The sequence below is a fragment of the Chromohalobacter sp. HP20-39 genome, assembly GCF_033052815.1.
Taxonomy (GTDB): domain Bacteria; phylum Pseudomonadota; class Gammaproteobacteria; order Pseudomonadales; family Halomonadaceae; genus Chromohalobacter.
Genome location: NZ_JAWHTP010000006.1, coordinates 1 through 16472 on the forward strand (window position 1 = coordinate 1; position 16472 = coordinate 16472).

A 16472-nucleotide genomic window follows, 5' to 3' on the forward strand; every position below is an offset into this window, starting at 1 on the left:
TCCCCGATAGCTCAGTTGGTAGAGCAAATGACTGTTAATCATTGGGTCGCAGGTTCGAGTCCTGCTCGGGGAGCCAACTTCCCGCCGAGTGACATCGCTGATATTCCCCGATAGCTCAGTTGGTAGAGCAAATGACTGTTAATCATTGGGTCACAGGTTCGAGTCCTGTTCGGGGAGCCAAGCGACGTTTCATGCCTCGTTAACGCGCATTGTCGACCGTCTCGGTTTGCCCTTCATCGCGCGGTGTCCTTTCTTTATGCAGTGATTTCAATAAGCGCCGTATTTCCGGATGGTGGAAAAAGTCCTCCAGCTGTTTCGCGCGTGTTGCTCCGATACCTGAATAATCTTGCCAAGCGGATGGTGCCCATTGCATGAGCTCACGCATGTCGTGTCGTGCCAGTATGGCTTCAAGGGCGTCATGCGGGATAGCGGGCAGCCCCAGTGCGCGCAGCCAGCGGCGTGGAGAGCGGGCAGTGGCCTCAGCAAAGTGACGTTGCCAACTCTGTGCGGTCAGGATTCCCACCCCGGGTAATGCCTCGAGACATTGGATATCCAGCTTGCGCCAGTCGAGTAGTCCTTCGACGAGTCCGGCATCGACCAATTGGCGCCAGGTGGCGGGGCCGATGCCTTCGAAGTCGAGACCCTCATCGCTCCCCAGCCACTCGAGCCGCGCCAGGAATTGATCGCGACAGCCCGGTGCCAAACGTAGACACGACAGGCGATCATAACGGTCTGCGTCGGGTGCCTCGACGGGTAGACGCGGTCGCTTACGTATCACCACGTCCTGGAGTTGGGGGATTGTCAGTCCCGCTAGACGCAACCTGACTTGATCGCCGGGACGCACGTCGGTCTGGCGCCAATGCGCCAGCGAACCGAGGCTGACGTGGGTGATGCGCTTGTCGCCTAGCATGACCGGCGTCAATTCAGCGACGGCGGTGATGCGTCCGGTGCGGCCGACCGTGAAGTTGAGAGCGGCGACGTGTGCGATCGCCTGATGGGCAGGATACTTCCACGCCATCGCCCATTCGGGCGGCGCGGCTTCCCATTCGTATCCGTCGGGACGGTCGCCACGCTTGACGACGATACCATCGGTGGCGAAGGGCAGGGTGTGGTGGTACCAGTATTCGCGCCACCGGGCGACGTCATCCGGCGTGTCGACGGCGTGCGTGGCGCCGGCGACGTGGTCGAATCCCCAGTCGGTAAGCGTGGCAAGACGCACGGGCATGGTGGCGGGGCCGTCGGGCCAGGCCCAGACGAAAAAGCCGATCGTCTCGCCTTGGTGGATCGTCAAGGCATTGCGTGACATAAGTCCTGCAATCCGAGCGCGTGCGCCATCGGTGCCGTCTTGCGACTGCTGGTGATCTTCGAGTCGCGCGTAGAGCTCGCCTTGCAGCGTTACCTGGGAGGGTGCATCCGGGGGGAGACGACGTGGAATAGCCGCGATGTGGCTGGCTTTGGTAAACCAGTCCTGTCCGGTGACGCCATCGCCGCGACTGATGGCGGCGACCAGTCGCGATTGCCGGTATACCAGCGTGACGGCGACTCCGTCGACCTTGGGCTGTATCCACAGTGGATGGCCTGCCTGCCGTTTGATCCAGCGTGCTACGGCGGGGCGACCGGGTAGTTTGGTCATCCCCGTCTGTGGGATTGGGTGACGTTGCGAGCCGTCGGGTTCATGCAAGGCGACACGCGAGGTGATCAAGGAGGGGAAGCAGCGCGCCCAGCGGGCGAGTTGGCGCTTGGCGGAGTCGTAGCTGCCATCGTCGACCAGACGTTGTCCCAGGTGATAGTAGGCCCGGTCCCAGCGCGCGAGTTGATCGTTCAGCGCCTGGTAAGTCGCTTGCAAGTCTTGAGGTGGTCGTGATGGGCACGGCGAAGCCGATACCGGCGTGCCCATGATGAGGGCATAGACAATGAGGCCCCGCAGGAACCAGCGTCCCGAGCGGTGGGGCATGCTGCAGCGTGGCAGGGATAAGACGCCGCGCAAACAATGGCAGAAGGCTGGCATGATGAATCCAAGAGCTTCCATTATTAGATAGAGTTAATTTAAATGGAAGATAGGAAAAAGGCCAACCCTCTGCTACCAAGTATTGCCGCCGACGTGTGCCGGCGGCGTGACATTTACTGTTCCTTTTTCAGCTGCGCGTAGTCGAGCAGGATGTTCGCTGCTTCAATGATTTGCGCACGATCGATCGGCTCGTCTTCTTCCTTATTCTGGCCGGCACCATCATCCTCGCGGGCATCGGCCCATTCCTCGATCTGGTCGAGTCCCAGCGCCTTGCGGCGTTGATTTTCCAGCGAGAGTTGCTCGGCCTCCTGAGCGTCCATTTCGCGCTTGCGCTGCTCGCGATTCAAGCTGATGCTTGTTCGCTGTTCCTTGAGCTGCTTGACCAGCTTGGCCTCGCGCTTGAGATAGACGAAGTTGGGATTCTGCTTGGCGCGTTGTTCATGCCGCTTGCGTAGCGTGTCGAGGTAGCGCTGAGGATGCCCGTATTGGCGATACTGGACCGGGCGTACCTTGTCCCATGGCAGGGCGTTGTCGAGCGCGCTTTCCCCGATATCGTCCTTGTCGATCAGGCTGGGGAACTTGATACCGGGTGTGACGCCACGCAATTGTGTGCTTTCGCCACTAATGCGATAGAACTTGGCCCGGGTCAGCTTGATTTGGCCATGGCTGAGCTCGTTGAGCGTCTGGACGGTGCCCTTGCCGAAGGTCTGGTTGCCGACCACTAAGCCGCGACCGTAGTCCTGGATCGCGCCGGCGAAGATTTCCGAGGCGGATGCCGAAAGGCGGTTGACCAGTACGGTCAGCGGGCCGTCGTAGTGTGTGCCGCGGTCGGAGTCGCCATAGAGGTTGATACGGCCACGGGCATCGCGCACCTGCACGGTGGGGCCGCGGTCGATGAAGAGCCCAACCAGCGAGTTGGCTTCCTGCAGGGCGCCGCCGCCATTATTGCGCAGATCCAGAACGATGCCTTCGACGTTTTCCTGCTTGAGCTTGTCGATTTCCTTGGCGACGTCCCGCGTGCTGCTGCGATAGTTGCTGTCACCGGCCTGCCAGGCATCGAAATCGACATAGAAGGTAGGCACATCGATCACGCCGACCTTGTGTTTCTCGCCATTGCGGGTCACGGTCACGACCTCGCTGCTGGCGGCTTGGTCTTCGAGTTTGACGGTATCGCGGGTAATGCGAACCGTATGCGTGCGCGTCACGTCGACGGCCTTGGCAGGAATGATTTCGAGACGCACGGTCGAGCCCTTGGGGCCACGAATCAGGTCGACGACTTCATCCAGGCGCATGCCCACGACATTGATCATTTCGCCATCCTCGCCTTGTCCTACCGCGACGATGCGATCGGCGGGTTCCAAGGCATTGCCCTTGTCGGCAGGGCCGCCGGGCACCAGGCTGGACACCTTGACGTATTCGCCTTCGGTCTGCAGGAGGGCGCCGATGCCTTCGAGCGAGAGCTTCATCTGGATATCGAAGGATTCGCTCTGGCTGGGCGAAAGGTATTGGGTATGCGGATCGATGGTACCGGTGACGGCGTTCAGGAATAGTACAAGTACGTCTTCGGCATTGGTTTGTTCGATGCGAGACAGCTGGTTTTCATAACGATCGCGCAGGGTCTTGGCGATGTCTTTGGCATTATCTTTCTTCGGGTCGCTGAGAGACTGGATCAGCGCGGCATTCTTGAGGCGCTTTTCCCAGAGCTTGTCAAGCGCATCCTGGCTCCTTGCCCACGATGCGTCTTCACGATTCAGTGCCAAACGCTCGTCGCTCTTATAATCGAAGTCAATGCCATTATCGAGACGGTCGATAAGCCAGTTCAGGCGCGCTTCGAGACGCGACTGGTAACGCGCATAGAGTTCGTATACGCGTTCCAGTTTTCCTTCGTCGAGCGCTTCATCGAAGGAGGTCTTGAGATCTTGAAAGTCCTTTACGTCGTCGGCCAATAAGTAGGCGCGTTGTGGGTCGAGTACATCGAGATAGCGCTGAAACGCTCTCGACGACCACTCATCGTCCAGATTGATATCGGCGTAATGTCCATACCGCAGCGATTCAGCGACTTCCGCCGCCGCTTGCCGCTGTGCATCGGTGGGTGTCGGGGCATTGGCCAATGCCGGGGCACACACCACCAGCCACAGTGACAAGATCGCCGCGCGCCGAGCGGCTGCAAACAGGCTCATTAATCAAGCACTCCCGGTTTCATGTACACGCTTGTTCCCAAATTGCCGGTTCCTTGAGTTGAGTTTACTCAGACCGGACTGGCATTGTAGCAGTCTGTATCATCCGTCACAGACACTTCTCCGAGGAATGCCATGGCTCACGCCCCCACTCTTGATCGTTTGTTACATTTTCTCGAACGTTCCCCTACGCCTTGGCATGCTGTCGACAATATGGCCAGGCGACTCGAGCAAGCGGGATACCGCTGCCTCGAGGAAACCGAGGCGTGGCAGTTGGCGCCTGGCGAGCGATTTTACGTCACGCGCAATGATTCGTCGTTGATCGCGATGCAGGTGCCGGAAGAGGCCTTGGGCGGACTGCGCATGATCGGGGCGCATACCGATAGTCCCGGGCTGCGACTCAAGCCTCAGCCGGCGGTCTCTGGCAACGACTGGCTTCAACTGAGCGTCGAAGTCTATGGGGGGGCGCTATTGGGGCCCTGGTTCGACCGTGATCTGGGGCTGGCCGGACGTGTCCATGTACGGCGTGAGGATGGGCGACTGCAGGGCGTATTATTACACGTTGATCGCCCCGTGGCGATCATCCCCAGCCTGGCGATTCATCTCGACCGGGAGGCCAATAACGGGCGTGCGATGAACGCCCAGACGCAGATGTTGCCGGTCATGCTGCAAGGGGGTGGTGAAGTTGATCTGGAGAGATGGCTCAAGCGTTGGTTGTATGAGCAGCATGGCCTGGAAAACGTTCAGTTGATGGATCATGAGCTCGCGCTTTACGATATGCAGCGGCCGTCGCGTGTAGGGATCGAAGGTGAGCTGATCGCCAGTGCGCGCCTCGACAACCTGCTGTCGTGTTTCATGGGGATAGAGGCGATGTTGTCCAGTGATGGTCGGCAAGGCGCGGTCTTCGTCGCCAATGACCACGAAGAAGTGGGCAGTGCCAGTGCCAGCGGCGCTCAGGGCCCGTTTCTGGGGGATGTGCTGCGCCGCGTACATGCCCAATTGGGTGAGGGAGGTGAAGACGGTTGGGTGCGTCTGATTCAGGGCTCGCGCATGATGTCCTGCGACAACGCCCACGCTCTGCACCCCAACTTCCCCGAGAAGCACGATGCCCAGCATGGCCCGACGATCAACGGCGGTCCGGTGATCAAGGTCAATGCCAATCAACGTTATGCCACCAACAGCGCCACGGCGGCCATGTTCCGGGATATCTGCCGCGTCGCCGGGGTGCCGGTCCAGACGTTCGTCACGCGCGCCGACATGGGATGTGGCAGTACCATCGGACCGATCACCGCCACCGAGCTGGGGGTGCCGACGTTGGATGTCGGCGTGCCGCAGTGGGGCATGCACTCGATTCGCGAAACCGCCGGCAGCCGCGACGCCGATTATTTGATTCGCGCGTTGACGGCCTATGTCAATCGCGCAGAATTGAACTAGGCGCTTGTCTCGATAACGCAAACACGAAAAAGCCCGCCGACACGAATGTGTCGGCGGGCTTTTTATATCCTGGTGGCTACGCCCTGACTCGAACAGGGGACCCCATCATTATGAGTGATGTGCTCTAACCAACTGAGCTACGTAGCCGTTCAGTGCGGACGTATACTACGTGTAACTCCCTGATGTGTCAATTGTTCGTGGCCAACAGGCCGTCCAGTGCCTGGGATGCGACTAGACATTGAAACGGAAATGCACGACATCACCGTCGACGACGATGTAGTCCTTGCCTTCCAGGCGCCATTTCCCTGCATCCTTGGCGCCTTGCTCGCCGCCCAGTGTCACGAAGTCGTCATAGCCGACCACCTCGGCGCGGATGAAGCCCTTCTGGAAATCAGTATGAATCGCGCCGGCGGCTTCCGGAGCGGTGGCTCCGACGCGTGTGGTCCAGGCGCGGACTTCCTTGACGCCGGCGGTGAAATACGTCTGCAGGCCGAGCAGGGCATAACCGGCACGGATGACGCGGTCGAGGCCGGGTTCTTCCATGCCCATCTCCTCGAGGAAAGCGCTGCGTTCCTCTTCATCGAGTTCGGCGATCTCGGCTTCGATCTGATTACACACCGGTACTACCACGGCACCTTCTTCGGCGGCGATCGCGTGAACGGTGTCGAGATAGGGATTGTTCTCGAAGCCGTCCTCGTTGACGTTGGCGATGTACATGGTGGGTTTCAGGGTCAAGAGGCCGAAGCTCTTGAGTTGGCGCCGCTCATCGTCATCGAGGCCAAAGCTACGTAGCGGCTGGCCCTCGGCCAGATGGGGCTGGATGCGGTCGAGGATAGCTTTGGTGGCCATGGCTTCCTTGTCACCGCCCTTGACCACGCGTGCGAGGCGCTGGATGGCGCGCTCTACGGTATCCAGATCGGCAAGCGCGAGTTCGAGATTGATCGTCTCGATGTCAGCGCGAGGGTCGATCTGGTTGGCGACGTGTATGACGTTGTCGTTATCGAAGCAACGCACCACGTGGGCGATGGCCTGGGTCTCGCGGATATTGGCCAGAAACTGGTTGCCCAGCCCTTCGCCTTTCGAGGCGCCCGCGACAAGGCCGGCGATGTCCACGAATTCCATGGTCGTCGGAATGACTTTCTGCGGTTTGACGATGGCCGCAAGCTTATCCAGACGCGGGTCCGGCATGGGCACGATGCCGACGTTGGGTTCGATGGTGCAGAAAGGAAAGTTTTCGGCGTCGATTCCCGACTTGGTCAAGGCATTGAACAGTGTGGATTTGCCGACATTGGGAAGGCCGACGATACCGCAATTGAAACCCATGGGATGTACCTGAATTGATGCGCCGGAGAGGCGGAAAATGTGCTCGCTATTCTAAGAGATGCTGCAACAGAAGTAAGAGGGAAGAACGGCGATACGGATGTACAGAAACGGTCTCGTTTGTCGAGTCCCGCCTTTCCTCTTACTTCTTCTATCTTACTTCTTAAAGCTATGCAGGCGATTCATGGCGCTTGCCCAGTCGCCGGCGGCAACGTCGGGGAGTGTGCGGAGGCATTCATCGATGGCGGCATCGATGGCGGTGCGTTCCTCTTTGCTGGGGCGCCCGAGGACATAGTGGGTCACTTGCTTGGCTGAGCCCGGATGGCCGATGCCAATGCGCAAGCGATGGAAGGATTTGTCGTTGCCCAAGGCGCTGACGATGTCACGTAAACCGTTGTGACCGCCATGGCCACCGCCATGCTTGTAGCGTGCCGTGCCCGGTTCGATATCCAGTTCGTCGTGGGCGACGAGAAGTTCGTCAGGGGAGAGCTTGAAGAACTGGCAAAGCGCGGCGACAGCCTTGCCGCTGCGATTCATGTAGGTGCTGGGCACCAACAAATGAAGATCATGGCCAGCGTAATGGATCTTGGCATACTGCCCAAGGAACTTACGCTCTTTGCGTAGCGGGATCAGGCTGTCGCGCGCCAGGGCTTCAACGGCCCAGGCGCCCGCATTGTGTCGCGTTGCATCATATTCGGAGCCTGGATTACCCAGGCCGATAAACGCTTTGACGTGACTCATGCGGGCCCCTCGAAAACCGATTACTCGGTCTTTTCGCCGTCTTCTGCGGCAGTGTCGTCGCCGCCTTCCTCGTCCTCTTCGTCGTCTGCAGTGCCGGTATCGGCATGTGTGACGCTGACCACGCCGAAGTCGTGCTCTTCGCCATGGCTCAGAGCGACTAGAGTTACGCCTTCCGGCAGCGGCAGGTCTGACAGGTGCAAGGTCTCGCCCAGCCCCAAGGATGCCACATCGACTTCCAGGTACTCGGGAAGCTTGCCGGGCAGGCAACTGATCTCGACGTCGTTGGCTAGCACGTGCAGCACGCCGCCTTCTTCCTTGACGCCCTTGCACGCTTCTTCACCGTTGACGTGCAGCGGCACGTTCATAGTGATTTCGTGCGTGGCATCGACACGCATGAAGTCGGCATGTGTGACCAGCGCCTTGTACGGGTGGCGCTGGATGTCACGGATAATGACCTGCTCCGGCTTACCTCCGAGATCGATGTTGATCACGGAAGAGAAGAAGGCTTCATCCTCGATGGCCTTGTAGAAAGCCGACTTTTCGAGGGTGATGGGTTGCGGCGTCTTGTCGCCACCGTAGATGATGGCGGCAACTTGCTTGTTCTCACGACGCAGGCGGCGGCTCGCACCTTTCCCCAGGTCGTGACGAACCTCGGCGGATAGAGTGAATTGGGACATTGCTTGTCACCTCATAGGTTATGTAAGGAAAGCGGCATCGCCCGCGACCAGGCGATGCCGATTCCGTGAGGGCCTCGCGGCCCGCGTATCCGTGCGCGTTCCTAGTGGCGTAGCGCCTCAGTGGAACATGGCACTGACGGATTCTTCGTTGCTGACGCGGCGAATGGCTTCCGCGATCAGGCCGGCCACCGACAGCTGGCGAATTCTGCCGCTGCGTGATGCCGGTTCGGAAAGCGGAATGGTATCGGCCACGACGAGTTCGTCAAGTACCGAGCCGACGATATTGTCGACGGCCGGCCCTGACAGAATGGGGTGCGTGGCGTAGGCGACCACGCGACGGGCACCATGGCCCTTGAGCGCTTCGGCTGCCTTGCATAGGGTGCCGGCGGTATCGACCATGTCATCGACTACCACGCAGGTACGATCCTGAATCTCGCCGATGATATGCATGACCTGGGCCTGGTTAGCCTGTGGCCGACGCTTGTCGATGATCGCTAGATCGGCATTGAGCTGCTTGGCGATGGCGCGGGCACGCACGACGCCGCCGACATCCGGGGAAACAACAACGAGGTCGTCGTAGTTCTGGCGTTCGATATCATCGAGCAGGATCGGCGAGCCGTAGACGTTGTCGACGGGGACGTCGAAAAAGCCCTGAATCTGATCGGCATGCAGGTCCATGGTCATGACGCGGTCGACGCCGGCCTTGACCATCATGTCGGCGACCAGCTTGGCCGAGATCGGTACGCGTGCAGAGCGCACGCGGCGGTCCTGGCGGGCATATCCGAAGTACGGTACGACGGCGGTGATTCGCGTAGCGGAAGCACGACGCAGTGCATCCACCATGAGAATCAACTCCATCAGGTTGTCGTTGGTCGGTGCGCAGGTGGACTGCAAGACGAAGACGTCCTTGCCGCGAACGTTTTCATTGATCTCGACCGCGATTTCACCATCGCTGAATTGACCGACGGTTGCATGGCCCAGCCGGTTGTCGAGGCTTTCGGCCACCTTGCGGGCGAGTTCGGGATTGGCATTTCCCGCGAACACCATCAATTTAGACACGCGCAGCCACCTTTGGAGTCTTTAGGGATCTCGGAGTGGGGATTCGTCGGGCGCTCTGAGAAATTGGCTGGGGTACCAGGATTCGAACCTGGGAATGTCGGTACCAGAAACCGGTGCCTTACCACTTGGCTATACCCCAGCAACACATCGGCGCGTCGTTTCGTGTGTCGTATTGCCCACATAGAATACGATGCCGATATCAGGCGTCCCCGTATTAGCTCATCAGTGACATTTCATTATGAATGCCGAGAGCGTCGTGGAGGGGGGAAGTGTTGCAGCCGCGTGCCTTGAATGCATGCCAATGGCTATCAACACGGCGCAAAATCCTATCGGCTTGCTGCTCACTCGTCAAGGGACAGAATAGACAGCTACCCGTCCCCGTCAGCATGGCTGGGCCGAAAGCCGATAACCAGTCGAGCGCTTGCGCGACCTTTGGCGACAAGCATTTTACCGCCGCTTCGCAGTCATTGCGCCAGATGCGTCCCTGTTCGGCTTCCCCTCGCAGTGCGCGCGCCATACTAATGGGCGGGGTGTTGCGTGTCAATTCGGGGTGACCGAACACGGCAGGCGTTGATATTTCTTCTCCCGGGTGAAGGACCACGAACCACGGGGTTTCGAGCGTCACAGGCGTCAGGCGTTCGCCAATGCCTTCTGCCCAGGCACTCCGACCGTATACGAAGACCGGCACATCGGCGCCCAGTGAAAGACCCAGCTCGGCCAGGCGGGGAAGTCCCAGCGAGAGTGACCAGAGACGGTCAAGTGCGAGCAGGGTGGTAGCCGCATCCGAGCTTCCGCCACCCAAGCCGCCGCCCAGGGGAAGGCGTTTTTCCAGCTGGATGTCCGCGCCCAGTGATGTGCCGCTTTCAAGCTGCAGCAGGCGTGCGGCACGCACGATGAGGTTGGACTCGTGGTCGACGTCAGGCATCGTGGGCTGCAGTTGGATGGCCCCGTCCTCGCGTGGCGCGAAGTGCAGCGTATCGCCGCGGTCGAGGATCTGGAACAGCGTCTGCAGTTCGTGATAACCGTCGGCGCGACGGCCGACGATATGCAGCATGCGGTTGAGCTTGGCGGGCGCGGGCAGGCTGAGTCGTACCTTCATGAGTCGGTCATGGGGTCCCATTGAGTGATCACGAGCGTGGCGCGTAGGTCGCCGTAGGTCATGACCAGCCGACGGGGTAGCCACAGATCGTCGGCGCGTGTCCAGTCACGGTACTCGATCGTCCAGCCGAATTGCTGCAGGCGCTGGGGGAAGCCCAGGTCGTCATGCTTGAGTCGTTTGCTGGCCTCAGGGGCGGGTAAGCCACGTACCCAGTAATCGAGTGCGGAAATGGGTAGCGACCAACCGAGCTGTTGTTCCATCAAGGCTTCCGGGGTCTGCGCCTCGAAGTGTCCTTCGCTGCTGTTCAAAGTCACTTTCTCGGGGCCCCCTCTCAGCAGGGTGCGCCCGGCGCCGAAGGGGCCGCTGATCAAGATGCGGTAGGTGTCGGGACGCTGCTGCCAGTCGATATTGGCGCTTTCTGAACCTTCATTGGTACGCAGCCCGACCTTGCCGGCGAGGCCCCACGCCTCCAACTCCTGCAGGCGCTCGGCTTGAGCGTCCCACTCGCCATGCTCGCGGGCTTGGTTGGGGCCGGGGGCCTGGCTGGCACACCCTGCCAGCAGGACGATGAGCAGCAAACCGAGCCAAGCGCGAGACGTGGCGTAACCCTGGTGAAGGCGGAATGAGAGTTGGTGGGTCATGAGTTGGCTTCCGTGTCGTGGGTCGCGTCAGTATCGACATTGCCGTCTGTCGCACCATCGGTCGGTACGAGCTCGGGGTGTCGACGCAACAAGTCATCGATGAGCGGGTGCGGCGAAAATCGCTGTAGCGCGTCTTTCACCAGGGCGCGCGCCTGGGCGTCGTGCCCGGCAGCGGCGAGGACTTCGGCGAGGTGGGCGGCGATTTCCTGGTCAGGCTGGCCGCGATAGGCCTCGCGTAAATAAGGTAGCGCTTCCTGTGCGCGGCCGAGATGAAAATAGACCCAGCCGAGGCTGTCGAGGATGGCGGGACTATCGGGCTCGAGGCGATGGGCCTTTTCGATCAGCGGCAAGGCCTCCCGGTGACGCCCCAAGTCGTTGCTCAGCGTATAGCCGAGGGCATTGAGCGCTTCGGCATTATCGGGCTCGCGCTCGATGATCGCGCGCAGATCGGCTTCCATGGTATCAAGGTTGCCCTGCTGATAGGCACGCATGGCGTGCTGGAAACGTAGTTGGGTGGCGTTGGGCGTCTTGGCGATGGCCTTGTCGAGTAACTTGTTGGCGCGCTCGTGCTTGCCTTGGGCGTCGAGGAGATCGACCTCGAGGCGCAGCAGCGCAACGCGCTGATCGGGATGGCGGAGCCGCTCGATGCGCAAGAACGCACTGGCGTCTTGAGCACGATCCGCTCGAATCAGCATCTTGGCGGCCTGCGCGCGTGCCTCGATGAAACCGTCGCCACTAGGGACCTGGCGATAATAAAGCAGGGCGTTGTCGATGTCGCCGGCCTGCTCGGCGATGCTGCCCAGCATCAAATAGGCGGCCGTCGGTGTGTTGTCGTGGTCGAGCAGGGGAAGCAGAATGCGCCGGGCGCCCTCGGGATACGCAGCTTCGAGGTACATCTGGGCGAGTGCCAAACGCAGCGATGCCGTGTCGTCATAGCGTGAGAGCAAGCGTTCGACGTTCTCGTCGGCGGCCTCGATGTCGCCCTCGGCGAGACGCACTTGCGTCTGGGTCAAGCGCAGGCGGCTATCGTTAGGGAATCGTTCGAGCCCCTGGCGGACGTAGCGTCGGGCATCCTCCAAGGCCTTGTTGTGCAGGGCGATCGTGCTGCGGGTCAGCCACACCTCGGCGGGCGCCTCTGGTGCTTCAGCGAGGCGCGCGAGTCGAGCATCGGCAGCTGCGGTGTCGCCGTTCGCCGCTTCGAGCTGGGCGGTCGCCAACTGGGCATCGAGGTGTCCGGGATGGCGTTCGACGAACGCATGCAGGCGCTTCAATAGCGGCGTGATGTCGGCATCGTGTGCGATCGCGAGCTCGGCGAGGGCGGCAAGCTCCGCCTCGGGCTCCTGATCGGCAATGTTCAGGCGTTGCGTCAGGGCGGTTTCCCAGTCACCACGCTGCACGGCGAGGCTGGCGAGGACATGTCGCGGCGTAGTGGCGTCTTCGTCGAGCTGTTGCCAGCGCAGTGCGGTGCGCTCGAGCAGTGCGCTGTCGTCGGCGTAGCGTGCCGCCAGGGTGGCGCGCTCGGCCAGGGCGGGTGAGGCGTAGCGCTGGTTGACATCGAGATATCCCTTGGCGGCACGGCGGTAATCGCCACGCTGGCCCGCGAACTCGGCAAGCAGCAACGACGAGAGTCCTTCGGCATCGAAGCCGCTGGTGACCGGAGGCGCGTTTTCCATGGGGTCATCGAGCGGGATGGCGTGGGGCGATGTCGGAGCGTTTTGGCAGCCCGTCAGCAGCAACGCCAGGACGGAGGCCAGGGTCAAGCGTGTGCGCATGCCATCCTCGAGTTTGCGTTTGAAAGTATCAGCATACCGGCTCGGTCAGGCCGGGCAAAGCGTCAGGCGCGGGAAACCTTGCGCCACGCGGCAACTTGCCGCCCCATGCCCAAATGTCTCAGTCCTATGCTAGGATATCGATCCTGCAGCGCATTGTGCGGGGCTGGTATTCCGGCTTCGTGGACCCCACATTGTGCGCCGCGCCCGAACGCAAAGGCCGGACGCTGCCGATAGACCGATGTGATGACCGTGATTTCATGACGCTTCTCGCCCTGGGGATCAACCATAAGACAGCGACCATCGAGGTTCGCGAGCAGGTCGCCTTTACGCCGGCCGAGCTGGCGGGCGCGTTGGCCGAACTCAAATCGCTGCCCGGCGTCAACGAAGCGGCGGTGCTGTCGACCTGTAATCGTACCGAACTCTACTGTGTGACCGACGCTCAGGGAGAGCGCTCGGTGCTCGACTGGCTGGGGCGCTTCCACGGGCTGCCGCCCGAGACCCTGATGCAAAGTGCCTACCACTACCTGGATGGCGAGGCCGCTCGTCATTTGATGCGCGTGGCGGCGGGGCTCGACTCGATGGTGCTGGGCGAGCCGCAAATCCTGGGGCAGCTCAAGGAGGCTTACCAACTGGCGCGGGACAATGCCGGCCTGGGGGGGGAGCTGGAGCGGCTTTTCCAGCACACCTTTTCCGTGACCAAGCAGGTGCGCAGCGAAACCGGTATCGGCGAGAACCCGGTCTCGGTAGCCTATGCCGCCGTCAGTCTGGCCAGCCATATCTTCGACGATTTCGGGCGCGCCCGCGCGCTTTTGATCGGAGCGGGTGAAACCATCGAACTGGTCGCGCGCCACCTGCGTGAAGCGGGCATTCGCGGGCTGACCGTCGCCAACCGTACCCGCGAGCGTGCCGAGACTCTGGCCAACGCCTTCGATGCCGAGGCGATCTCGCTAGGGGAAATCCCCCAGGTGCTGCCGCATGCGGATATCATCATCTCGTCCACGGCGAGCCCGCTACCGATCCTCGGCAAGGGCATGGTCGAAAGCGCCCTGAAGAAACGTCGTCACCGCCCCATGTTCATGGTCGATATCGCCGTGCCGCGCGATATCGAGTCCCAGGTCGGTGAGCTGGACGATGTTTTTCTATATAGCGTCGATGACTTGCAGGAAGTGATTGAGGAAAACCGTAAGCAGCGGGCCGTTGCCGCTGCCCAAGCCGAATCCCTCATCGAGCATGGTATCCAGCATTGGCAGCATGAACGGCGTGTGCGTGGCGCCGGCGATTTGATCCGTCGCTATCGCGAGCAAGGCGAGGCGTTGCGAGAAGAGGCCGAGCGCCAGGCGCTGGCGCAACTTGCCCGTGGTGAGGACCCTGAAAAAGTCCTGCAGCGGCTGTCACGTCAACTGACCAATAAATTGCTGCACGGCCCCACGTTGCGCTTGCGCGAAGCGTCGGGTGAGGCGCGGCACGATATTCTCCAGGCGGCCGATACTTTGTTGATCGACCCGGCCGCGTCGACACAGGACCCTGCATGAAAGCGACTCTGCGCACACGTCTCGATGGTTTCCAGGAACGCTTCGAAGAACTCGCCGCCTTGTTGGCCGAGCCCGACGTGATCGCCGATCAGTCGCGCTTTCGTGATTACTCGCGTGAATATGCCGAACTCGAGCCGTTGATCGAGACCTGGCGGGTCTACCGGCGTACCGAGGGCGATATCGAGGCGGCTGAGCAGATGCGCGAAGATAGCGACCCCGAGATGCGTGAGTTGGCGGAAGAAGAGCTGCGTCTGGCGCAGGCGCGACTCGAAGAGCTGGATGCGGACGTCAAGCAACTCCTGGTGCCCAAGGATCCGGATGACGGCAGCAACGTGTTTCTCGAGATCCGCGCCGGGACCGGCGGTGACGAGGCAGCGTTGTTCGCCGGCGATTTATTCCGCATGTATTCGCGTTACGCCGAACACCAGGGCTGGCGAATCGAGGTGATCAACGTCAGTCACGGGGAGCAAGGCGGCTACAAGGAAATGATCGCCCGGGTGCGTGGCGATAACGTCTATGCGCGGCTCAAGTTCGAGTCCGGCGCGCATCGCGTGCAGCGGGTGCCGGCGACGGAATCCCAGGGACGTATTCATACCTCGGCGTGTACCGTGGCGGTCATGCCCGAGGCGTCCGATGTTGGTGATGTGGAGATCAACAGCAACGACCTGCGCGTGGATACATTCCGCTCCAGTGGCGCTGGTGGACAACACGTCAATACCACGGACTCGGCGATTCGCATCACGCACCTGCCGACCGGTGTGGTGGTGGAGTGTCAGGAAGAACGTAGCCAGCACAAGAATCGCGCCAAGGCGATGGCGTTTCTGGCGGCACGCCTCAAGCAGTCCGCCGTGGATGCGCAGCGCCAGGAGCAGGCCGACACGCGCCGCTCGCTGGTCGGCTCGGGCGATCGCAGCGAACGTATCCGCACCTACAACTTTCCCCAGGGGCGCATCACCGATCATCGCATCAACTTGACCCTCTATAAGCTGGGTGACGTGATGGCGGGCGAGCTCGATGAAGTGGTCAATCCCCTGATTCATGAGTACCAGGCCGAGCAGCTCTCGGCGCTGCAGACGGTTTGATGACCTACGATACCTTGCTGACGCGCGCAGCGCGGCGGTTGCAGGCGGCGGGCAGTGCCTCGCCACGCCTGGATGCCGAAGTGCTGATGATGCACGCTGCCTCGGTGGCGCGTGCTTGGCTCTATACGTGGGGGGATCGCGAACTCGCAGGCGTGCCCCGGGCGCGTTTCGAGGCGTTGGTGGCCGCGCGGTCGCTGGGCCATCCCGTGGCGTATCTCATCGGCGAACGCGAGTTCTGGGGACTACGTCTGCGTGTCGATGAGTCGACCCTGATCCCGCGGCCCGATACCGAGTGCCTGGTCGAGACACTGTTGGCGAAGATGCCGCCTGGCCCCGGGAGAGCGCTCGATCTGGGGGCGGGAACGGGGGCCATTGCCCTGGCGCTTGCCGCCGAGCGGCCGGCATGGCATGTCACCGGCGTCGACCGGGAAGTGGCTGCCGTGGCCGTGGCCGAAGATAATGCCCGGCGTCTGGGGATCGCCAACACCACTTTCCTCGTCAGCGACTGGTTTGCTGCGCTGGAGGGGGCGATTTTCGATGTAATTGCTGCCAATCCGCCTTATATCGCCGAGGACGATCCACATCTCGGGCAGGGCGATGTGCGTTTCGAGCCACGTTCGGCGCTGGTAGCGAACGATGCCGGGTTGGCCGATTTGCGTCATCTGGTGGCGGCGGCGCGTGGTCATCTCATGGCGGGAGGCTGGCTAGTCCTGGAGCATGGCTGGGAGCAGGCCTCTCGCGTTCGTGATTTGCTGACGCGGGCTGGGTATGAGGCCGTCGTCAGCGAGACCGATCTTGGCGCACGTGAACGTCTCACGCTTGGGCGTGCGCCAGTCATGCAGGATGGCCAACATCGACCGCCATGAACAATCCCTCGGCTGCCTGGAGGCGCGGGCGGTGGTTATGGTAGTAATACGTCTCGCATCGATG

Annotated in this window: 13 protein-coding genes and 4 tRNA genes; 6 read left to right on the plus strand and 11 right to left on the minus strand. The window is 61.3% G+C overall.

Features of this window, described 5'->3' with window-relative positions; translation table 11 throughout:
* Both RVY79_RS12675 and RVY79_RS12680 read left to right on the plus strand, forming a co-directional pair.
* A tRNA-Asn gene (locus RVY79_RS12675) sits at positions 1-76 on the plus strand.
* Between the two features lie 28 nt (positions 77-104).
* Positions 105-180, plus strand: a tRNA-Asn gene (locus RVY79_RS12680).
* A gap of 19 nt (positions 181-199) precedes the next feature.
* On the opposite strand, the gene ligB is transcribed toward RVY79_RS12680, so the two are convergent.
* Together ligB and RVY79_RS12690 are read right to left on the minus strand one after the other, a co-directional pair.
* Complete coding sequence (gene ligB / locus RVY79_RS12685; protein WP_317464590.1) at positions 200-1954, minus strand: NAD-dependent DNA ligase LigB; 1755 nt, start codon at positions 1952-1954, stop codon at positions 200-202.
* A gap of 167 nt (positions 1955-2121) precedes the next feature.
* On the minus strand, positions 2122-4188 hold the full coding sequence (locus RVY79_RS12690; protein ID WP_317464592.1) for a carboxy terminal-processing peptidase: 2067 nt from the start codon (positions 4186-4188) through the stop codon (positions 2122-2124).
* A gap of 132 nt (positions 4189-4320) precedes the next feature.
* Between RVY79_RS12690 and RVY79_RS12695 the strand changes: the two genes are divergently transcribed.
* Positions 4321-5619 carry a M18 family aminopeptidase gene (locus RVY79_RS12695; protein WP_317464593.1) on the plus strand — a complete coding sequence of 433 codons (1299 nt, stop codon included), beginning with the start codon at positions 4321-4323 and terminating at the stop codon, positions 5617-5619.
* 70 nt (positions 5620-5689) lie between these two features.
* On the opposite strand, the gene RVY79_RS12700 is transcribed toward RVY79_RS12695, so the two are convergent.
* The 9 genes from RVY79_RS12700 to RVY79_RS12740 form a co-directional block, all read right to left on the minus strand.
* Positions 5690-5766: transfer RNA gene (locus RVY79_RS12700), tRNA-Met, on the minus strand.
* An 84-nt stretch (positions 5767-5850) separates the two neighbouring features.
* Positions 5851-6942: a redox-regulated ATPase YchF gene (gene ychF, locus RVY79_RS12705; protein WP_317464595.1), complete on the minus strand. Its 1092-nt coding sequence runs from the start codon at positions 6940-6942 to the stop codon at positions 5851-5853.
* Between the two features lie 153 nt (positions 6943-7095).
* A complete protein-coding gene (pth, locus tag RVY79_RS12710; RefSeq protein WP_317464596.1) occupies positions 7096-7680 on the minus strand; it encodes an aminoacyl-tRNA hydrolase in 585 nt (194 codons plus the stop codon).
* Between the two features lie 20 nt (positions 7681-7700).
* Positions 7701-8357, minus strand: a complete 657-nt coding sequence (locus RVY79_RS12715; protein ID WP_317464598.1) for a 50S ribosomal protein L25/general stress protein Ctc — start codon at positions 8355-8357, stop codon at positions 7701-7703.
* A gap of 117 nt (positions 8358-8474) precedes the next feature.
* Positions 8475-9416 carry a ribose-phosphate pyrophosphokinase gene (locus RVY79_RS12720; protein ID WP_317464600.1) on the minus strand — a complete coding sequence of 314 codons (942 nt, stop codon included), beginning with the start codon at positions 9414-9416 and terminating at the stop codon, positions 8475-8477.
* Between the two features lie 64 nt (positions 9417-9480).
* Positions 9481-9555, minus strand: a tRNA-Gln gene (locus tag RVY79_RS12725).
* 75 nt (positions 9556-9630) lie between these two features.
* On the minus strand, positions 9631-10515 hold the full coding sequence (gene ispE / locus RVY79_RS12730; RefSeq protein WP_317464601.1) for a 4-(cytidine 5'-diphospho)-2-C-methyl-D-erythritol kinase: 885 nt from the start codon (positions 10513-10515) through the stop codon (positions 9631-9633).
* Entirely contained in the window at positions 10512-11156 is a 645-nt protein-coding gene (lolB, locus tag RVY79_RS12735; protein ID WP_317464602.1) for a lipoprotein insertase outer membrane protein LolB, read from the minus strand. The genes ispE and lolB overlap by 4 nt, the downstream gene beginning before the upstream one ends.
* Positions 11153-12928, minus strand: a complete 1776-nt coding sequence (locus RVY79_RS12740; protein ID WP_317464604.1) for a tetratricopeptide repeat protein — start codon at positions 12926-12928, stop codon at positions 11153-11155. The genes lolB and RVY79_RS12740 overlap by 4 nt, the downstream gene beginning before the upstream one ends.
* Positions 12929-13185: 257 nt before the next feature.
* On the opposite strand from RVY79_RS12740, the gene hemA reads away from it, so the two are divergent.
* The 3 genes from hemA to prmC are packed head-to-tail and all read left to right on the plus strand — an operon-like array spanning position 13186 to position 16408.
* Entirely contained in the window at positions 13186-14460 is a 1275-nt protein-coding gene (gene hemA, locus RVY79_RS12745; protein ID WP_317464605.1) for a glutamyl-tRNA reductase, read from the plus strand.
* Positions 14457-15542, plus strand: coding sequence for a peptide chain release factor 1 (prfA, locus tag RVY79_RS12750; protein WP_317464606.1), 1086 nt, complete (start codon positions 14457-14459; stop codon positions 15540-15542). The genes hemA and prfA overlap by 4 nt, the downstream gene beginning before the upstream one ends.
* Positions 15542-16408, plus strand: coding sequence for a peptide chain release factor N(5)-glutamine methyltransferase (gene prmC, locus RVY79_RS12755; RefSeq protein ID WP_317464608.1), 867 nt, complete (start codon positions 15542-15544; stop codon positions 16406-16408). Before prfA ends, prmC begins: the two co-directional genes overlap by 1 nt.
* Positions 16409-16472 lie beyond the last annotated feature (64 nt).

Coding starts and splice junctions, on each gene's coding strand:
- ychF (WP_317464595.1), bottom strand. CDS start 6,942: ATGGGTTTCAATTGCGGTATCGTCGGCCTTCCCAATGTCGGCAAATCC.
- RVY79_RS12715 (WP_317464598.1), bottom strand. CDS start 8,357: ATGTCCCAATTCACTCTATCCGCCGAGGTTCGTCACGACCTGGGGAAA.
- hemA (WP_317464605.1), top strand. CDS start 13,186: ATGACGCTTCTCGCCCTGGGGATCAACCATAAGACAGCGACCATCGAG.
- ligB (WP_317464590.1), bottom strand. CDS start 1,954: ATGCCCCACCGCTCGGGACGCTGGTTCCTGCGGGGCCTCATTGTCTAT.
- prmC (WP_317464608.1), top strand. CDS start 15,542: ATGACCTACGATACCTTGCTGACGCGCGCAGCGCGGCGGTTGCAGGCG.
- prfA (WP_317464606.1), top strand. CDS start 14,457: ATGAAAGCGACTCTGCGCACACGTCTCGATGGTTTCCAGGAACGCTTC.
- lolB (WP_317464602.1), bottom strand. CDS start 11,156: ATGACCCACCAACTCTCATTCCGCCTTCACCAGGGTTACGCCACGTCT.
- pth (WP_317464596.1), bottom strand. CDS start 7,680: ATGAGTCACGTCAAAGCGTTTATCGGCCTGGGTAATCCAGGCTCCGAA.
- RVY79_RS12695 (WP_317464593.1), top strand. CDS start 4,321: ATGGCTCACGCCCCCACTCTTGATCGTTTGTTACATTTTCTCGAACGT.
- RVY79_RS12740 (WP_317464604.1), bottom strand. CDS start 12,928: ATGCGCACACGCTTGACCCTGGCCTCCGTCCTGGCGTTGCTGCTGACG.
- RVY79_RS12690 (WP_317464592.1), bottom strand. CDS start 4,188: ATGAGCCTGTTTGCAGCCGCTCGGCGCGCGGCGATCTTGTCACTGTGG.
- ispE (WP_317464601.1), bottom strand. CDS start 10,515: ATGAAGGTACGACTCAGCCTGCCCGCGCCCGCCAAGCTCAACCGCATG.